Origin of the sequence: Pseudomonas sp. ICMP 460, from assembly GCF_002723595.1 — a bacterium.
GTDB lineage: Bacteria > Pseudomonadota > Gammaproteobacteria > Pseudomonadales > Pseudomonadaceae > Aquipseudomonas > Aquipseudomonas kitaguniensis.
This window is the reverse complement of record NZ_LKBR01000015.1, coordinates 58,629-76,249: the sequence shown is the minus strand read 5'-3', so window position 1 is coordinate 76,249 and position 17,621 is coordinate 58,629. Positions and strand designations below refer to the sequence as shown.

The 17,621-nt window shown below is 59.0% G+C and carries 14 protein-coding genes and 2 pseudogenes; 4 read left to right on the top strand and 12 right to left on the bottom strand.

Translation table 11 applies throughout. From position 1 onward, the window contains the following. Positions 1 to 144: 144 nt before the first annotated feature. Positions 145 to 975, top strand: coding sequence for an undecaprenyl-diphosphate phosphatase (locus tag AO240_RS13095; RefSeq protein WP_058413508.1), 831 nt, complete (start codon positions 145 to 147; stop codon positions 973 to 975). Beyond that, on the top strand, positions 972 to 1,355 hold the full coding sequence (locus AO240_RS13090; RefSeq protein ID WP_099236833.1) for a DUF1294 domain-containing protein: 384 nt from the start codon (positions 972 to 974) through the stop codon (positions 1,353 to 1,355). Before AO240_RS13095 ends, AO240_RS13090 begins: the two co-directional genes overlap by 4 nt. 200 nt (positions 1,356 to 1,555) lie before the next feature. Here the strand turns inward: AO240_RS13090 and AO240_RS13085 are convergent, their stop codons facing one another. The 8 genes and pseudogenes from AO240_RS13085 to AO240_RS13050 all read right to left on the bottom strand — a co-directional run bounded on the left by AO240_RS13085 (position 1,556) and on the right by AO240_RS13050 (position 11,054). Continuing rightward, entirely contained in the window at positions 1,556 to 1,912 is a 357-nt protein-coding gene (locus AO240_RS13085) for an MmcQ/YjbR family DNA-binding protein (protein WP_099236832.1), read from the bottom strand. After that, positions 1,909 to 2,838, bottom strand: coding sequence for a LysR substrate-binding domain-containing protein (locus tag AO240_RS13080; RefSeq protein WP_058413505.1), 930 nt, complete (start codon positions 2,836 to 2,838; stop codon positions 1,909 to 1,911). The genes AO240_RS13085 and AO240_RS13080 overlap by 4 nt, the downstream gene beginning before the upstream one ends. A gap of 42 nt (positions 2,839 to 2,880) precedes the next feature. Further along, positions 2,881 to 3,029 (bottom strand): annotated as a pseudogene (locus AO240_RS13075) (DUF2256 domain-containing protein). Next, positions 3,026 to 4,564 (bottom strand): cryptochrome/photolyase family protein, encoded by a 1,539-nt coding sequence (locus AO240_RS13070; protein ID WP_099236831.1) that lies wholly within the window; start codon positions 4,562 to 4,564, stop codon positions 3,026 to 3,028. Before AO240_RS13070 ends, AO240_RS13075 begins: the two are co-directional and overlap by 4 nt. Positions 4,565 to 4,615: 51 nt before the next feature. Further along, entirely contained in the window at positions 4,616 to 5,827 is a 1,212-nt protein-coding gene (locus AO240_RS13065) for an alginate lyase family protein (protein WP_371918625.1), read from the bottom strand. A gap of 85 nt (positions 5,828 to 5,912) precedes the next feature. Beyond that, complete coding sequence (locus AO240_RS13060) at positions 5,913 to 8,285, bottom strand: hybrid sensor histidine kinase/response regulator (RefSeq protein WP_099236830.1); 2,373 nt, start codon at positions 8,283 to 8,285, stop codon at positions 5,913 to 5,915. A 30-nt stretch (positions 8,286 to 8,315) separates the two neighbouring features. Then, a complete protein-coding gene (locus tag AO240_RS13055; RefSeq protein WP_099236829.1) occupies positions 8,316 to 8,777 on the bottom strand; it encodes a response regulator in 462 nt (153 codons plus the stop codon). Positions 8,778 to 8,795: 18 nt separating this feature from the next. After that, on the bottom strand, positions 8,796 to 11,054 hold the full coding sequence (locus tag AO240_RS13050; protein WP_099236828.1) for an ATP-binding protein: 2,259 nt from the start codon (positions 11,052 to 11,054) through the stop codon (positions 8,796 to 8,798). Between the two features lie 333 nt (positions 11,055 to 11,387). On the opposite strand from AO240_RS13050, the gene AO240_RS13045 reads away from it, so the two are divergent. Together AO240_RS13045 and AO240_RS13040 are read left to right on the top strand one after the other, a co-directional pair. Beyond that, positions 11,388 to 11,999, top strand: coding sequence for an FMN-dependent NADH-azoreductase (locus AO240_RS13045; RefSeq protein WP_099236827.1), 612 nt, complete (start codon positions 11,388 to 11,390; stop codon positions 11,997 to 11,999). 240 nt (positions 12,000 to 12,239) lie between these two features. Continuing rightward, positions 12,240 to 13,277, top strand: a complete 1,038-nt coding sequence (locus AO240_RS13040) for a dienelactone hydrolase (RefSeq protein WP_099236826.1) — start codon at positions 12,240 to 12,242, stop codon at positions 13,275 to 13,277. Here AO240_RS13040 and AO240_RS13035 read toward each other — a convergent pair. From AO240_RS13035 to AO240_RS28975, 4 genes and pseudogenes are all read right to left on the bottom strand, one after another. Beyond that, on the bottom strand, positions 13,271 to 14,446 hold the full coding sequence (locus tag AO240_RS13035; protein ID WP_099236825.1) for an MFS transporter: 1,176 nt from the start codon (positions 14,444 to 14,446) through the stop codon (positions 13,271 to 13,273). The genes AO240_RS13040 and AO240_RS13035 overlap by 7 nt on opposite strands. A gap of 376 nt (positions 14,447 to 14,822) precedes the next feature. Beyond that, on the bottom strand, positions 14,823 to 16,409 hold the full coding sequence (locus AO240_RS13030) for an ABC-F family ATPase (RefSeq protein WP_082649047.1): 1,587 nt from the start codon (positions 16,407 to 16,409) through the stop codon (positions 14,823 to 14,825). A 20-nt stretch (positions 16,410 to 16,429) separates the two neighbouring features. Beyond that, a complete protein-coding gene (locus AO240_RS13025) occupies positions 16,430 to 17,377 on the bottom strand; it encodes a site-specific integrase (protein WP_256585940.1) in 948 nt (315 codons plus the stop codon). After that, positions 17,334 to 17,574 (bottom strand): annotated as a pseudogene (locus tag AO240_RS28975) (hypothetical protein); the annotation flags it as partial. The pseudogene AO240_RS28975 and the gene AO240_RS13025, both read right to left, overlap by 44 nt. Positions 17,575 to 17,621 lie beyond the last annotated feature (47 nt).

The following is a 17,621-nucleotide window of genomic DNA, read 5'->3' as shown; positions in this document are numbered from 1 at the left end:
AAACCTGAGTACTCGCTGATTTTTCACGGAAATTTTGCAGTCCGGTGTTGAGAATCAACCCCGGGCCTTGAGTGCGCTCGTCGTCAGTGAACCCTTAAAAAAGACTAACAAGGCACGCCGATGGGCATGACCTTTGGAGAAAGCATGGATTTTTGGACCGCCATACAGGCATTGATTCTTGGCGTGGTGGAGGGGCTGACAGAGTTCCTGCCGATCTCCAGTACCGGCCACCAGATCATCGTCGCCGACTTGATCGGCTTCGGCGGCGAACGCTTCGAAGCGTTCAACATCATTATCCAGTTGGGTGCGATCCTCGCCGTCGTCTGGGAGTTTCGGCGCAAGATTTTCGACGTGGTGATTGGCCTGCCAACCCAGCGCAATGCCCAGCGCTTCACCGTCAACCTGATCATCGCGGTGTTGCCGGCCGTGGTGCTGGGGGTGATTTTCGCCGACCTGATCAAGCACTACCTGTTCAACCCGATCACCGTGGCCACAGCGTTGGTAATCGGTGGCGTGATCATGTTGTGGGCCGAGCGCCGCGAACATGCGGTGCATGCGCACAGCGTGGACGACATTACCTGGAAAGACGCGCTCAAGGTCGGCCTGGCCCAATGCCTGGCGATGATTCCGGGCACCTCGCGTTCCGGCGCCACCATTATTGGCGGCTTGCTGTTTGGCCTGTCGCGCAAGACCGCAACCGAGTTTTCGTTCTTTCTCGCGATGCCGACCATGGTTGGCGCGGCGGTGTATTCGGGTTACAAATACCGTCACCTGTTCCAGCCCGATGACCTGCCGGTTTTCGCTATCGGTTTTGTCACCTCGTTCATCTTCGCGATGATTGCGGTCAAGGCCTTGCTCAAGTTTATTGCCAGCCACAGCTACGCGGCATTTGCCTGGTACCGGATTGCGTTTGGTCTGGTGATCCTGGCGACCTGGCAGTTCGGCTGGATCGACTGGACTGCGGTAAAACCATGACCCTTCAGCGGCCACGCCTGAAGGCGCTGATCTTTGCGCTGGTGTGCGCGGCACCGCTGACCGGTTCGGTGTTGGTGTGGCAGCGCGGCGAGACGGTTTTGCCGCTCGCCGCTTATGCGGTGGTCAGTGTGCTGGCGTTTTTGCTGTACTGGAACGACAAGCGCAAGGCGCAAACCGAAGGCCGGCGCACCCCGGAAAACATCCTGCACGCGGTAGAGTTGGCGGGCGGATGGCCGGGGGCTTTGATTGCTCAGCAGGTGCTGCGGCACAAGACGCGCAAGGTGTCTTACCAGGTGCTGTTCTGGGTGATTGTGTTGCTGCACCAAGTGTTCTGGCTTGACCAGTTGTTCCTCGGCGGCACCTTGTTGTCCGTTCTGTAAGCCATCCGCATCTACACGCCTTTCAAAGGCAGACAAAAATCCCCTGTGGCGAGCGGGCTTGCTCGCGTTGGGCTGCGCAGCGGCCCCTGTAATGAGCAATGCATTGTTTCAGGCACTCCTCAGCGTATGGTTTTGGGGCCGCTGCGCAACCCAGCGCGAGCAAGCCCGCTCGCCACAACAGCCCGCTTGCCACAATAGTTCTATGCCTCCAAGCGCAAGCCGATCTGCGTGCGTTTGGGCAGTTTGCTCACTACCAGTTGGTGAGAGCGCTGCAACAGGCCGCGCAGCTCTTCGGCGCCGAGCGGGTAGGGCGTGTTCATGATCACCCACTGCGCCCGTGCCAGGTAAGGCGCCGGGTGGATGCCCGGGCGGTCTACGTGGCCCAGAAACAACTCTTTGTCGACCTTGAACGCGAGCGACTCGCCGCGCAGGTTTTGCAGGGCAAACATCTTGTTGCCGGCGATCGAGAACACCCGCACGCCGCCCCATTTGTAGTCTTCCCGCGCGCCGGGCAGGCTCAGGCAGAAGGCCGCCACCTGTTGCTCGGTCATCTTCATAACAAACGGTCCCCGCAGCCTTTAAAGGCTTCTTCCAGATAGTCGATCCACGCCCGAATCGCCGGCAGCACGCCACGCCGGTGCGGGTAGACCGCCTGCAACCAACCGCCCGGCGACGACCATTGCGGCAGCAGTTGCACCAACTCGCCGCTGGCCAATTCTGCTTCGCAATACATCATCGGCAGTAGCGTAAAGCCCAGGCCTTTGAGGGCGCAGGCCTTGCGGACGATGAAATCGTCGATGCCCAAGCGTGCTTCCATCATCAAGACTTCGCTGTGGCCTTGCGGGTCGATCAGGCGCAGGTGCACCAGGCGGTCGGCTTCGAGCGCGCCGAGTATCGGCAGTTGCTTGAGGTCTGCCAGCGTAGTGACCTGGCGGCCCTGCAGGAATTCAGGGCTGGCCACCAGCAGGGTCTGCGCCTGACGCAGGCGCTTGGTCACCAGCAGCGGGTCTTCATCGCCCAGCTCGCGCACGCGCAGGGCCACGTCGATGCCTTCGGCCACCAGGTCGACACGGCGGTTGACCAAAATCATTTCCAGCTGCACCAGCGGGTGGGCGGCGAGAAACCCCGCGACCATTTCCTGCAGCATGTGCTGGCCCATGCCCACCGGGCAACTGACCCGCAGCCGCCCGCGCGGTTCGCTGGACATGCTGGCCACGGCCTCGTCGGCCATTTCGGCTTCAAGCAACATCGCCTGGCAGTGGCGCAGGTAGCGCTCGCCGACGGCGGTGAGGGTCAGTTGCCGGGTGGTGCGCTGCAACAGGCGTGCGCCCAGGCGTTCTTCGAGTTCGGCAATGCGCCGCGACAGCCGCGATTTGGGAATGCCGAGTAGCCGGCCAGCCGCCGCGAAACCACCGGCTTCGACGACTTTGGCGAAATAATAGAGGTCAGACAGATTCCGCGCAGTGCCATCTGACAAGGTCATAACAAAACCTGAATATTCAACGTATCAGCCTATTTTTCGGATTCATGCCGGGTCTACTGCAGCCGACTTGTTGCGTCGGCAGCGTTCTGAGCAATAGCGTACCTGGTCCCAGCTGCGCGCCCATTTTTTTCGCCAGGCAAAGGGCAACCCACAGGTCACCAGGTTTTGACCGGCAGTTCGGCCTTTTTCAAAGTGACTCACCCGCATCCAGTTTGGCCAGCAATGCCTGGCCACGTTGCCACAGCGCCTGCTGTTTGGGTTCAGCCATGCGGTCGAGGTTTTTGTACAGCATGCTCATCCGGTGGTTGCCGCGCAGCAGGTCACGGTGACGCATCAGAAAATGCCAGTAAAGCGCGTTGAAAGGGCAGGCGTTGTCGGTGGTACTTTCAGTCACTTTGTAGGCGCACCCGCCGCAATAGTCCGACATCCGCTTGATGTACTGGCCGCTCGCGCAGTAGGGCTTGGAGCCAAGATAACCGCCGTCCGCGTGCATGACCATGCCCAAGGTATTGGGCAGCTCAACCCAGTCGAAAGCGTCCATGTAAATCGCCAGGTACCACTCGCAGATTTGACTCGGCGCGATGCCGGCAAGCAGGGCGAAGTTACCGGTGACCATCAGCCGTTGAATATGGTGAGCATAGGCGTGCTCCAGGCTTTGGTTGATCGCCTGGCGCATGCAGTTCATCCGGGTTTTGCCGGTCCAGTAAAACTCGGGAAGCGCGCGCGTATTGCCGAACACATTGCCGTCAGCGTAGTCGGGCATTTTCAGCCAGTAGACGCCACGCACATACTCGCGCCAGCCGATCAGTTGGCGAATGAAGCCTTCGGCGGCATTCAGTGCCACATTGCCCGACCAATAGGCCGCCTCCACATCGCTGCACAGCGTGCGCAGGTCAAGCAGGCCAATGTTCAGCGCAGCGCTGATTCTGGCGTGAAACAGAAACGGCTCGTCGCTGGCCATGGCGTCCTGGTAGTCGCCGAAGGCGGCCAGGCCCCAGTCCAGGAAATACGCCCACAACGCCTGAGCGTCGGCGTGGGTGACCGGGTAGTCGAAGGTGTCGAGTGCGCCGTAGTGGCCGCTGAAGTATTTGGCGACTAACGCGAGTACATCCCGGGTGATTGCGTCCGGGCTAAAACGCGCGGGTGAGGGCGGTCTCACGCCTTTGGGCAATGCCTTGCGGTTTTCCGCATCAAAGTTCCACGCGCCGCCGACCGGGGTGCCGTCGCCATTGAGCAATAACCCGCTCTTGCGGCGCATCTCGCGGTAGAAAAACTCCATGCGCAGCTGCTTTTTGCCTTGCGCCCAGTTGGAGAATTCGTCGCGTGTGCACAGAAAGCGGGTGTCGCTGTGCCACTTGATCGCCACGCCAGAATGCTTGAGTGAATGTTCCAGGCGCCAGTCGCCGCATTCCGTCGCATGTATTTCAACTGGCCCCAACAGTGCCTGCCAGCGCTGCAGTTCGCCCGGCACCGAGCCGCTATTGTGTGGATCGTCGAGGGCGACGTAGTGCACGTTGACCCCGCGTTGGCGCAAAGCCTCGGCGAAGTGGCGCATGGCGCTGAAGATCAGGACGATTTTTTGCGGGTGATGAGGAACGTGGCTGGCTTCCTCCATGACCTCGACCAGCAGCACCGTGTCGCGTTCGGCGTCCAGGCCTTGCAAGGAGGCGAGGTCAAACGACAATTGGTCGCCCAAAACAAGGCAGAGTCGGCGCGGCGTTTTCATCAAACAGAACCCAATGATGCTCGACGATCAATTACCCGCCGCGCGTGAACGTTAATGTTTTAGAGGGGTGGACGCCAGGTAGTTGCTGAACAGCAGCGAACCGTAACCGAGCTGATCAAAACCCCCGCTGGTGGTTCCGTAGGCACCGGCTTCAGGGCCGAAATTGTCCATCATCTGCTTGGTGTAAGGGGCTTGCAGGTGGCTGATACCCGCATAATGGTTGTAAATCAACGTCCATATCGGGCGGGTACTGCCGCGACTTGCCGGCGAGATTTGAGTCTGTACCGAACCGTCTGCGGTGGTGTAATGGGTCCACGGAACATCATGGAAAAGATTGTACTTCGCAACGTATTCACTGGCTTTTAATACCCGATTGTCGTTAGCGCCGAATAGATCATCGCCTTGGTTCCAGGCCATTTGGCAAATCACCCCGATCAACGCAATGTCTAACGTGGAGTGGCCTTGGTCACGGCCGCTTTCCTGAACCTGAGCCAGGCCGACGTCGGTTCCTGTGCCGGGATACACGGCCCACATGGCTTGGTTGAAGGCGCCGTTGCCTGTTCCGTGGCGTACATAGTCAAGCGATTCTTGATAAATGTCGTGTCGGTCGGTCAGGATGCCGATGGCCATCATCGAGGCAAGATTGGCCAAATCCCAATTGGCCCAATAATGCAGTCCGGCCTCGCCATAACCATTATGCAGCGTTATGAAGTCGTGGTTCATCGGGTAAAAAACCTTGAGCATCATCTGTTTAAAAGCCGGGAATTTTGTCCAGCCGGGGTAAGTTCGCATGATCTCTGCGGCGTTGGCCAGTTGATACCCATACAGGCCGGACGCCAGGTATTTATCGCTGGTGCCGATCACATCGGTCAGCGTGCCTGACCACGCATCAAGCACCGCAGTGGCCGCCGTCGCGTATTCGACATTTCCAGAGATTTTCCAACGCACAGCCAGTTGGTAAGCAGCGGCGGCGTCCTGGTAGAGCAGGGCGTAATTGTCTTTGCCCCACGACGGGTTACCGCGCACCACCTTATCGACGGGGCGGGGTGTGTAGTTGGCCACGGTATAGCGACTGTTTCTCAGCAATTTCCAACTGTCGACGGCAGGCGATACGTTGGCGTTAATCATTCTTTTTGCGCGGGAAAAATCATCCTCGGTACTGAGCATTCCCGGATGCACAAAACGTGTGGCCTCGGCATGCGCCATCGGTGCAGCGGATAAGACTAAAAGCAGGCCCATCACTTTAAACGCTTTACCTTGCATTGTTCACCTCACGTCAGTCATCCACTGGGCGCCGTTAATGCGCGTTAATCGGCGGCTGTGCTCGCGTGGTCAGCCCGGCGCGGACTCAGGTGTTGGTAAGCGCCATGACCAGTCGGTCCTGCAGCATTTTTTCATCAAACGGCTTTTGAATCACCGTGGCCGTTTGCAGCCCCAGCACATCGACGTCTGCGTAGCCGGTGACGAAAACAATCGGCATCGTCGGGCGCGTCTGGCGAATGGTCGAGGCCAACTCGCCGCCGGTCATGCCAGGCATCGCAAAGTCAGTGACCACCGCATCAATCACAGAATCAATCTTTTCCAGTGCCTGCACGCCGTCGCAGGCTTCGACTACGTTGTAACCCAGTGACTCAAGCATTTGAGAGGTGACCGCCCTGACGGCTGAGTCATCATCCACCAGCAAAACGGTTTTACTGCCGGCAATAACCTTAGGCGAGGGGCTCGGCACCAGCGGTTCTGGCGCGTGTTGGGATTCCTCTACGCTGGGCAAGTAGACCCTGACCGAGGTACCCACGCCGATCGCCGACTCAATATTGACGCCGCCTCCAGACTGCTTGGCAAACCCGAACACCTGAGCAAGTCCCAGGCCTGAGCCTTTGCCGACTTCTTTGGTGGTGAAGAACGGCTCAAACGCCTTGCGTAAGGTATCCGCGTGCATGCCGCTGCCGGTGTCGCTGATGGTCAGCACGGCGTACACCCCGGGTTCAGGGTCTTCAGGGTGTAGCGGCGGGCGGTCGACGGTGAGGTTCGCGGTCGAAAAGGTAATGGTGCCGCCCGCAGGCATGGCATCTCGCGCATTGATCGCCAGGTTGAGAATGATCATTTCTGTTTGCGTAGGGTCGCCCATGGCATTACGCAGGTCCGGCGCCAACTCATAGCGGATAGAGTTTTTTGCACCCAACGCCCTGGCGATCAGGCTGCCCATGCCCCGGATCACGTCATTTAAATTGATCACCACCGGCACCAGGCGTTGGCGCCGCGAGAACGACAGCAACTGCGCGGTGAGCTTGGCGCCGCGCTCGCCGGCTTCTTTTACGTGGTTCAAACGGTTGATGGTTTTGGCCAAGGTGCCTTTTTCAATGTCGCGAATAGCAAACGTGGTACTGGTCAGAATGACCGTCAAGAGGTTGTTGAAGTCATGCGCAACACCAGCGGTAAGCTGGCCAACCACTTCGAGCCGTTGCAGCTGCTGTAGCGCCGCTTCAACGCGCTCTCGCTCTTTGATCTGGTCGCGCAGCCGCTGGTTGGCAGCGGCGAGTTCTTCGACCACGGCGCGCTCATCGGTGATGTCACGCACCGCCGCATACATCAGGCCGTTTTCAGGCACTATCGTCCACGACAACCAGCGATAGCTGCCCGAGAGGTGGCGCATTCGGTTCACAAAGCGCGTGGAGATATGCCCGCGAGCAATGTTCTCGGTCTCTTTTACCGTGGCTTCAAGGTCTTCGGGATGGATCAGCTCCCACAGGCGCATGTCGGTGATCTGCGTGTCAGACCAACCGAGTGCAGCCCGCCAGGCGGGGTTGATCGCGATGGGCGTCATGTCAAAGCGCAACACCGCCAGCAATTCTCGGGACAACTCCCACGTGCGGTCTCGGTCACGCGTTCGTTCCTCAACGCGTTGGCCGAGTTCTTCGTTGCGCTCGACCAGCTCTTTGGTCGCACGCTTGCGTTCACTGATGTCCTGGATGATGCCGGTGAAGCGCACGCATTTGCCGTGTTCGAACACCGACCTGCCGTTGGCGAAAATCCAGCGTTCGCGGTTGCCGGGCAAGCGTATGCGGTATTCAACCTGGTAGTTCTGTTGAAAGGTGATTGCTTCCTGAACGTTTTTCTCGACGTTGGCGCGGTCATCAGGGTGGCAGCGGCTAAAGAAGTAGTCCAGGTCCACCGACAAGGTCGGCGGCAGTTCGTACAACGCCTTGCAACGCTCGTCCCAGAGCAAGCGGCCCGAGACCAGGTCGAACTCCCAAACCCCCATCATTGCCGCTTCAATGGCCAGCCGTGCGCGCACCTCTACTTCCTGCAGCGCCGCTTCGGCCTTGAGCCGTTGCTCGCGCTCGCGAACCTCAAGCACGGCACGTCTGACGGCTTTGGGCAGCATCTTCATGTTCTGTTTCAGCACATAATCGACGGCGCCCAGGCGAATCATTTCTACAGCTTGCTGCTCGCCAAACATGCCCGATAAAAAAATGAACGGCGTTTTTGGCGCGAGCTGTTGGGCGATGCGCAGCACTTCTGCACCGGATGACCCCGGCAGCAGGTAATCACACAGCACGACATCAAATACACCCGACCGAAGCGATTGCTCCGCCTGCGCATGGTTGTGCACCAGCGAGGAATCGACTACGAAGCCACTGGCTTCGAGTGCCAGAATGGTCAGCTCCGCGTCGTGAGGGCTGTCTTCTACCAGGAGTATTTTGATCGTGTTCACGGACATGGAAATGAGCTGTTCTTAACTGTAGCGCTATCAGGAATTTGGGCGGCGTACCGCTCTGACAGATCCCGGTGGGGGTTCGTTCAAGACAGCCCAGAAGATACCCAGGTCAGATATGGCCCCGACAAACTCCTTGAATTCCACGGGTTTGACCACGTAGGCGTTAACCCCCAGTTGATAGGCGCGCGAGAGGTCGGGCTCTTCCCGGGAGGAGGTCAGCATCACCACGGGGATACTGCGCAGTTCTTCGGTGGCGCGAATCGCTTCGAGCACCTGCAAACCATCGATTTTCGGCAGTTTAAGGTCGAGCAGAAGAACCGCAGGGTTGCCGTCGGCCCGGTCGGCAAATGTGTCGCGCTTGAACAGGTAGTCGAGCGCCTGCGCGCCGTCACGCACCACGATTACGTCGTTGGCAAGCTGGCTGCGCTCCAACGCAACCAGCGTCAGTTCCAAGTCGTTGGGGTCGTCTTCTACCAGTAATATCGGTTTAAGCATGGCTTTATCTCAGTCTCTTCAGCCCAACGGGCTGAGGTGTTTTTTTGGCAATGAAAAAGAAAACGTGGCGCCTTGATTCAGGCAGCCTTCTGCTTTGACCGTACCGCCATGACGTTCGACGATGCGCCTTACGTTAGCCAGGCCGATGCCGGTTCCTTCAAATTCGTCCATGCGGTGCAGGCGCTGAAACACGCCGAACAGCTTGTCGGCATATTTCATATCGAACCCGACCCCGTTGTCTTTAATGCTCACCATCACATGCTCCGGCGCGTTGACGGCTTCGATCTGAATCACCGCCACGGGCTCGTTGCGCGTGTACTTGATGGCGTTGGACACCAGATTGCGCAGGGCTAAATGCAGAAAAGCCGGGTCAGCGACGATCACCGGCAAATCGCGCACCTGCCAGTCAATTGTGCGGTCCTCGTATTCCGGTTTCATCTCGCGTTGAATCGATTCGATCATCGCGGCAAGGTTGACCTCGCTTAGCCGCATGGCCGAACGGCCCATCTGGGAAAAGCTCAACAGGTTGTCGACCAGCGTGCCGGCAAACTTTGCCGACTCGCCAATCGTGCCGAGAAAGCGCTGCCCGCGCTCCGTCAGGTTGTCCTGTTCCATGTCGCCAAGCAGCTCCGCATAGCCTGCAATGTGGCGCAGCGGCGCGCGCAAGTCGTGCGAAACACTGTACGAGAACGCTTCCAGCTCTTTGTTCGAGCGTTTCAACTCATTCGCCAGCTGTGCGAGTTCTTCAGCCTTGCGCAAGACGATGCCAAGCACGGCCAGGCGCAGCTCGGAGACGCCTTCAAGTTCGCTGTCGTCCCATGGCGTCGAGAAACCCTCGACCGTCTCCTGCCACATGGCAAAGCTCTGGCGGGGTGACAGTTGACCGTTATCCTCAACCCGCTTTTGTGGTTTGCCCGCCCAATTCACGATCTGGACTTGTTCCGGTTTAAACCAAATGATGTAGCTGGAATGGACCTCCGAGATCGACACCGACAGCAGCCCGCCCACCGACTTGGCAATGCCCGGCAGGTGAGGAATGTCGCGCCCCACATTGTCGCTGGAGAACAGGGGGGAGCCGCCGCGTTCATCCAGCCAAGTGGTCAGCGCCATCACCTGACTTTCAGTCGGGGTGATGCCATACAGGTCACATTCGGTGTCGGAAACCACCGCCGCGCCCGAGGCGCCGACAAAGCCCAAAAAGACTTCAGGCACGGCTCGAATGCCCTTCAACACGCTGTCGTGGTCGGCCATCGCGGCCAGCATTTGCACGATTTGCTTGCGCAGGCTGAGCAACTTGTGGGCGCGCAAATGCGCAACTTTGGTCTCCAGTTGCAGGGACAGCACGCGGCCCAATAACTCGCAGGCCGTGCGTGATTGAAAACTGACGGCGCGTGGCAGGGTGTTGTGGCAGGAAATCAACCCCCACAATTTGCCGTCCATCACGATTGAGACAGACATGGACGCACCGGTGCCCATGTTGCGCATGTAGTGCAGGTGCACCGGCGAAACACTGCGCAGCGTGGCGTAACTCAGGTCCAGTGGCTGGCCGGTTTTCGGGTTTTCAGCGGGCACGATCGGCGAGGGCGTGTAGTCGACGTCCGCGATGATCCTGATGCGGTTGGCGCAATAAAGATCACGCGCTTGCTGCGGAATATCGGAGGCCGGGAAGCACAGGCCGTAATACCGGTCAAAGCCCTCATCCGCCAATTCTGCGTTGACCACGCCATTGCCCGCTGCATCGAAGCGGTACGCGTTGACACGCCCGTAGCCGGTGATGCGTTTGATAAACCCGACGGCGCGCAGGCACAGCTCATCAATGCCTTCATCTTCACGCATTTGGCTGATGAACGAGCGGATCAGCGGATACAAACGGCCGTGCCCAACCGCCACATCGCTGGCGGGCTCAAATTCTGCAATCAGCACGCCGTCGTTTCGGTGCAGCATCATCGCGACCAGCATGCCCTGCTTATCGCCCTTGAGAATCCGTGCGTCACCTACGTGGAACGCTTGCAACTGGTCTTCGTCAAGTTCACTGAGTTGGTCGACAAACGCAGAGCCATGGCTCACCAGCTCGTCGAATGCGGTGCCGAGCAGTTCGGCCACTTCAATGCCGACCCACTCGGCAACGTTGGCGCTGGCCTGGATGATGCTCATCGTGGCTTCTTCAATCACCAACAGAAACCCTTGAGGCTGGATGCTGCCTGGCGTTCTGATGGGTTCGCGGGCACAGTTATCGATAGCGGCCAGAAGCGCTTGTGCGGTGTCGGTGGGGCTCAAAATCCTTTCCTCTTTAAGGCGTCAGAAGCGGTTGGCGAAGGCCTGCTTAGCTTTAGGTCGCCAATTTCATTCGCTCCAAAAAGTCGGCTATACGTTATCAAACTTTGAAAATAGAATCTTTGAGAGTTCCATTTGGAACAGGTTTTTCCGACAAAATTGGTGGGAATTATTAGCAGCGGGCAGTCAGTGCGCCGGGGTGCCCCGCGCGGGTCATGCATCGTCCTGCTGATAGGACGAACAGTCGCAATTACGCCGTCTAATCGATCATTCGCTTCACCTGTAGGATTAACTTCATTCGATCGCCTTGTCGCGATCCTCACTTGGAGATCCCGCATGAAACTGTTGCATATCGATTCCAGCATCCTCGGCGACAATTCGGCTTCGCGTCAGCTCAGCGCTGCGGTGGTCAAGGCATGGCAAACAGCCCAACCTGGCGTGGAAGCGATTTACCGTGACCTGGCGAGCGAAGGCATCAGCCACTTTTCCGGCCTGACCCTCGGCGCACTGGGCACTGCTGCCGAACTGCGTGACGCGGTACAACAGCACGAAGCTGAGCTGAGCGCGTCGTCGCTGGCTGAATTTATCGCTGCCGACGCCGTAGTGATTGGCGCACCGATGTACAACTTTTCGGTGCCTTCTCAGCTCAAGGCCTGGATCGACCGCATCGCGGTGGCTGGCCAGACGTTCCGTTACACCGAAGCCGGCCCTGAAGGCCTGTGCGGTGGCAAAAAGCTGATCATCGTCTCGACCGCCGGTGGCCTGCACGCCGGCCAGCCGAGCAACGTTGGCCACGAAGACTATTTGAAGCTGGTATTCGGCTTCCTCGGCATCACTGACATCGAATTCGTCCGCGCCCAAGGCCTGGCTTACGGTGAAGAAGTACGCAGCAAAGCCTTGAGCGACGCCAACACAGCTATCAACGAACAATTGTTCGCCGCCGCGTAAGGCTTGTGTAAATTTCGCCTTTGACCGGTTTCAATCTGAAGCCGGGCGCCTAAACTCTGTATTCTGGTCGCCTGAAAACGACCGGAGTATGGAGTTTTTTCGTTTACCCGCTGTCACTACTTTGGCCCAGGTTATGCACGTATGGGTTTATCACCCGGCTTGAGCGCCTTGAACTATGGACTTTTCAAACAGACATGCCGCGGGTGTTGACGTGATTGCGCAGCAAAGGTGGACATCCCCATGATGCGTCTTTGTGCCGTTTTGGTTCTTTCCCTGTTCGCTGGCCTGATTTCAGTGCAGGCCGCCTCTGCGCCGCACCCACATTGGAGTGTCGGCTTTCATCGCATGACGTTTCTCGACCCGCTGGATTCGCAGCCGATGAAAGCCATCGCGTTTTATCCCTCGACCGACGCTGAGCAAGCCACGCAAATAGGCGCGTACCACGTTGCCGCCGCCGAAGACTCCAAGGTCGCCATCGGCCGATTCCCGATGTTGCTGCTGTCACATGGCAATACTGGCACGCCGCTGGCCCTGCACGACTTGGCCACCTCGCTGGCCCGCAAGGGGTTTGTGGTCGTTGCGGTGTTGCACCCCGGCGATAACTACAAGGATCACAGCCGCCTCGGCACCGTGAGCAACCTGTATGGCCGGCCAATCCAGATTTCCGAAGCGATCACCGCCACCTTGGGCGACCCGATGCTGTCGCCGTTCGTCAACGTCGACCAGGTGGGGGTTATCGGTTATTCCGCCGGCGGCGAAACCGCGCTGATCCTGGCGGGCGCCAAGCCGGATTTCGACCGCCTGCGCCGCTATTGCCAGGAGCGCCCGGAAGACCACGATGCCTGCACCACCAAAGGCGAGCTGGTGGTCGACCGCGACGACCTGCAGCCGCAGGCCGACCCGCGCATCCACGCGTTGATGCTGATGGCGCCACTGAGTTTGATGTTTGGTCGCCACACGTTGGCCGACGTGCATGTGCCGGTGCTGCTTTACAGCGGCGATGGCGACAAACTGGTGGCCGTCGACAAGAACGCCGCTGCGCTGGCGCGCAAACTGCCGGAGCCGCCGGATTTCAAACTGCTGGCCGGGGCAGGGCACTTCGTGTTCATGGCGCCGTGTGACGATGATCAATTGATGGCAATGCCGGCGATTTGCACGGATGCCGACGGTGTCGACCGCGAAGGCATCCACCGCGACCTGATTTCCGAGGCGGGGCGTTTCTTCGTGCACACCCTTGGCAAGTCGACCCGCGCGGGGTTGCAGACCGCTGATCAGTAAGCGCGGCGTTTGAGCAGCACCGTCAGGCCCAGCGCCGCGACCGACAGCAGGCTTGCGCAAAAGAAGATCCAGCCATAGCCGAGGTTCAGTGCCACGGCGCCCATCAACGGCCCGGCAATCGCCAGGGCCAAGTCAAAAAACACCGCGTAAGCACTTAGCCCGGCGCCACGGCTGCTATTGGGCACTTGCTTGATGGCTTCGACGCCCAGTGCCGGGTACACCAGTGACAAGCCGAAGCCGGCCAGCCCCGCGCCCATCAACGCGACGCCGGTGGACGGTGCCAGCCACAGTAACGTCAGGCCAAGGGTTTCTATGATCATGCAGGCAATCGCCGCGCTGAACCCACCAAAGCGGCTGATGGCGGAAATAAACATCAGGCGCGACACAATAAAGCACACGCCAAATACCGTGAGGCAGTAAGCAGCGCCCGCCCAACCGCGATCCAGGTAGTACAGCGTGATAAAGGTGGTTAGTGTGCCGTAGCCGATCGACGCCAGGCACAGGCTCGCGCCAAACGGTGCGATACGCCCGAACACCGCCCAGAACGGCAGCCGCTCGCCGCGCACCACCGGCACCGACGGTTTATGCCGAATCAGCAACAATCCCAGCGCCGCCAATACCGACAGCGCAATGCCGAGACTGGTGTAGCCAAACTCGGCCACCATCACCACGCCCAAGGGCGCGCCAATCGCGATGGCGCCGTAGGAAGCGATGCCATTCCATGAAATTGAGCGTGCGGTGTGTTCGGCACCCACCGCGCCCATGCACCAACTGATGGTGCCCACGCCGATCAGCCCTTGCGCCACGCCAAGCAGCAGCCTGCCGACGATCAGAATGCCCAGGCTCAACGCGGGCAAGCTTTCAACCAGCGTTGCAAGCAGCGTGAGCACGCCACTGACGAGAATACCGGCCAGGCCCAGCACAATCGCGCGTTTGGTGCCGACATTGTCCGACATGCGCCCGGCCATGGGGCGGCTGAGCAGGGTGGCCAGGTATTGCGAGCCGATGGTGACACCGGCTACCACCGCGCTGAACCCGAGTTGTTCATGCACATAGCCAGGGATTACCGCAATCGGCAGGCCGATGCAGATGAAAGCGATGAAGGTATAAAAAACGATGGAGACGATCTGCAGGGTGATCGACAGTGAACTGGGGGCGGTGGCGGGCATGGTCACTTATTCGCGGGCGGGCGGTGAACGCATGATGGCAAGGGCTTGGGGGAAAAGGAAGCAGGCTAACTACTTTAGCGAGTGGGGAACTCGGGATTGTTGTTGGAAAGGAGGCTTGTTGGGGTGTGCCGGCCTTATGTGGCTAGTGGGCCTATGTAGTGGGCGTGGTGGGCGGGCTTCCTGTGGCGAGCGGGCTTGCTCGCGCTGGGCTGCGCAGCGGCCCCAAAAAAAACACCGCGTTCTGCCAGGCAAAACGCGGTGTGCGGTTTTAGGGCCGCTGCGCAGCCCATCGCGAGCAAGCCCGCTCCCACACAGGCCCGCTCGCTACATAAGCCCGCTCGCTATACTAACGGGCTCGCCACAAAGCTGGCGCTATTTAGAACACTACGCCTTGGCTGCGCAAGTAGTCGTCATAGGTGCCGCTGAAGTCGATCACGCCGTTGGCGCTCAGCTCGATAATGCGTGTGGCCAGGGACGATACGAACTCACGGTCGTGGCTGACGAAGATCAGTGTGCCCGGGTAGTTTTCCAGCGCCAGGTTCAGCGCTTCGATGGATTCCATGTCCAAGTGGTTGGTCGGTTCGTCCATGATCAGCACGTTCGGCTTTTGCAGGATCAGCTTGCCGAACAACATACGGCCTTGCTCACCACCGGAAATCACTTTGACCGACTTGAGAATCTCGTCGTTGGAGAACAGCATCCGCCCCAACGTGCCGCGAATCACTTGCTCGCCTTGGGTCCACTGGCCCATCCAGTCGAACAGGCTCATGTCGTCTTCGAAGTCGGAGGCGTGGTCCTGGGCGTAGTAGCCCAGCTCTGCGGCGTCGGTCCACTTGATGCTGCCGGCGTCCGGCGTCAGTTCGTTGACCAGCGTGCGCAGCAGGGTGGTTTTGCCGATACCGTTCGGGCCGATGATCGCCACGCGCTCGCCAGCTTCAACCTGGAAGCTGAAGTCCTTGAACAGCGGCTTGCCGTCGAAGCCTTTGGCCATACGGTCGACGATGACCGCCTGACGGTGCAGCTTTTTGGTTTGCTCGAAACGGATGAACGGGCTCACGCGGCTCGAAGGCTTGACCTCGGCCAGTTGAATCTTGTCGATTGCCTTGGCACGCGAAGTGGCCTGCTTGGCTTTCGAGGCGTTGGCCGAGAAGCGGCTGACAAACGATTGCAGCTCGGAGATTTGCGCTTTCTTCTTGGCGTTGTCCGACAGCAGTTGCTCGCGGGACTGTGTCGCCACGGTCATGTACTCGTCGTAGTTGCCCGGGAACAGGCGCAGCTCGCCGTAGTCCAGGTCAGCCATGTGGGTGCACACGCTGTTCAGGAAGTGACGGTCGTGAGAGATGATGATCATCAGGCTGGAGCGCTGGGTCAGAATGTTTTCCAGCCAGCGAATGGTGTTGATGTCCAAGTGGTTGGTCGGTTCGTCGAGCAACAGCACTTCCGGGTCGGAGAACAACGCCTGCGCCAGCAATACACGCAGTTTCCAGCCGGGCGACACTTCGCTCATCGGGCCGAAATGTTGTTCCAGCGGAATACCCAGGCCCAACAGCAGTTCACCGGCACGCGATTCGGCGGTGTAGCCGTCCATCTCGGCGAACTCGGTTTCCAGCTCGGCCACGGCCATGCCGTCGTCTTCGCTCATTTCCGGCAGCGAGTAGATACGGTCGCGCTCGGCCTTGACCTTCCACAGCTCCTCGTGGCCCATGATCACGGTGTCGAGCACGGTGAATTCTTCGTAGGCGAACTGGTCCTGGCGCAGTTTACCCAGGCGCACATTCGGCTCCAGCATGACCTGGCCGCCGGACGGGTCGAGGTCGCCGCCGAGGATTTTCATGAAGGTCGACTTGCCGCAACCGTTGGCACCGATCAAACCATAACGGTTACCGGCGCCGAACTTGACCGAGACGTTCTCGAAGAGCGGCTTGGCGCCGAACTGCATGGTGATGTTAGCTGTGGAGATCAATTACTTTACCTATCAATAGCTTAGGGTGCGCTTATTTGAACTGGGACCAATTTGGGACCAATCTGGAGCTTTTGCATTTCGCTCCAGTCCGAGCTTGAGTTGATCCAACGCGCATAAGTCGAGAGCAGCATCTGCACACTATGGCCGAGCTGCTGGGAGATGAAGGCGGGGTTCATGCCAGACATAATGCATATTGTCGCATAGGTGTGACGACAGTTGTATGGCGGCCGACGACGGATATTCAGAGCCTTCAATGTCGGAATCCACTGCTTGTGCAAGTCGGATGTCTGTTTCACGTACTCTGAGTTCTGTGACGGCGGGAAAATAAATGGCGTTTCCAGCACCTTCCCGTTGCCTTTTTTCCGCCGCTCTGCGTATTCCCTCGCGAATTTCAGCGCATGCATGGCGCGCTCATTCAGCAAAACAAAGCGGTCTCCACCCGTTTTTGTACGCTCTACCACTTCCCCCAAGGCGACCCCAAGACAGACGTGGGTCGTCCTTTTCTCTTCGTCTACCGCATCCCAGCGCATTGCCAGCCCCTCGGACAGACGCATTCCTGTAAAAAACACAAACTCAAAAAACGCCGCATAGATCGTGCTGGGCCAGTGATCGTGTTTGTGCATCTTGGCTATGCTCAGGTTTGCCTCCTCCAGGGTAAACGGGTCAATTTCATTTTTGCTGCGCTTGGGTAGCTCTAGGATTGCCGCGGGGTTCTTCGTGATTAGCTCTTCGGACATCGCCGAGTTCAGGATGGTCGACAGCTTTGAGATGGCTTTCGAGGCATTCGTAGTATCTCCTGATGCTGTAGATGATCCGGCTGCTTTGCTTGTTGCAAACTCCGAGGGGTACTTGGTTTCGGGCTCGTTTGGAGCGCAGCGCAGCGATGGGGTGCCGAGTAGCGCGGCCATTTGCGCCTCCGGCACTTTATCGCCGGTGATGCCATCGTTCAGTTGTTCTGCTGCTGCCATGGGCAGGATCAAAACCAACGCATAGGTGGATGGTTGCCTGGCAGGCACGCAGGTTCTCGCGGTTTAAGCTCCGCAATCAGCTCTTCCTGCGACTCGGCCTCACCTCGGCCGATGTCTCAGAAGTGCTGACCCCAATGACCGGCAGGAGGGCGATTGTTGCCCTGAGAGCCGAACGCCCAGGCGCCAACTGCGCGGTCTCGCCGATTACCTGATAGATGATGCAGTGCACCTTCATGCCTTCCGG

Bases quoted from the DNA above. Each gene is read 5' to 3' on its own strand.
- AO240_RS13065 (WP_371918625.1), bottom strand. From the start codon at position 5,827: ATGCAAGGTAAAGCGTTTAAAGTGATGGGCCTGCTTTTAGTCTTATCC.
- AO240_RS13035 (WP_099236825.1), bottom strand. From the start codon at position 14,446: ATGCCCGCCACCGCCCCCAGTTCACTGTCGATCACCCTGCAGATCGTC.
- AO240_RS13060 (WP_099236830.1), bottom strand. From the start codon at position 8,285: ATGTCCGTGAACACGATCAAAATACTCCTGGTAGAAGACAGCCCTCAC.
- AO240_RS13055 (WP_099236829.1), bottom strand. From the start codon at position 8,777: ATGCTTAAACCGATATTACTGGTAGAAGACGACCCCAACGACTTGGAA.
- AO240_RS13040 (WP_099236826.1), top strand. From the start codon at position 12,240: ATGATGCGTCTTTGTGCCGTTTTGGTTCTTTCCCTGTTCGCTGGCCTG.
- AO240_RS13085 (WP_099236832.1), bottom strand. From the start codon at position 1,912: ATGAAGATGACCGAGCAACAGGTGGCGGCCTTCTGCCTGAGCCTGCCC.
- AO240_RS13090 (WP_099236833.1), top strand. From the start codon at position 972: ATGACCCTTCAGCGGCCACGCCTGAAGGCGCTGATCTTTGCGCTGGTG.
- AO240_RS13080 (WP_058413505.1), bottom strand. From the start codon at position 2,838: ATGACCTTGTCAGATGGCACTGCGCGGAATCTGTCTGACCTCTATTAT.
- AO240_RS13095 (WP_058413508.1), top strand. From the start codon at position 145: ATGGATTTTTGGACCGCCATACAGGCATTGATTCTTGGCGTGGTGGAG.
- AO240_RS13070 (WP_099236831.1), bottom strand. From the start codon at position 4,564: ATGAAAACGCCGCGCCGACTCTGCCTTGTTTTGGGCGACCAATTGTCG.
- AO240_RS13025 (WP_256585940.1), bottom strand. From the start codon at position 17,377: ATGGCAGCAGCAGAACAACTGAACGATGGCATCACCGGCGATAAAGTG.
- AO240_RS13045 (WP_099236827.1), top strand. From the start codon at position 11,388: ATGAAACTGTTGCATATCGATTCCAGCATCCTCGGCGACAATTCGGCT.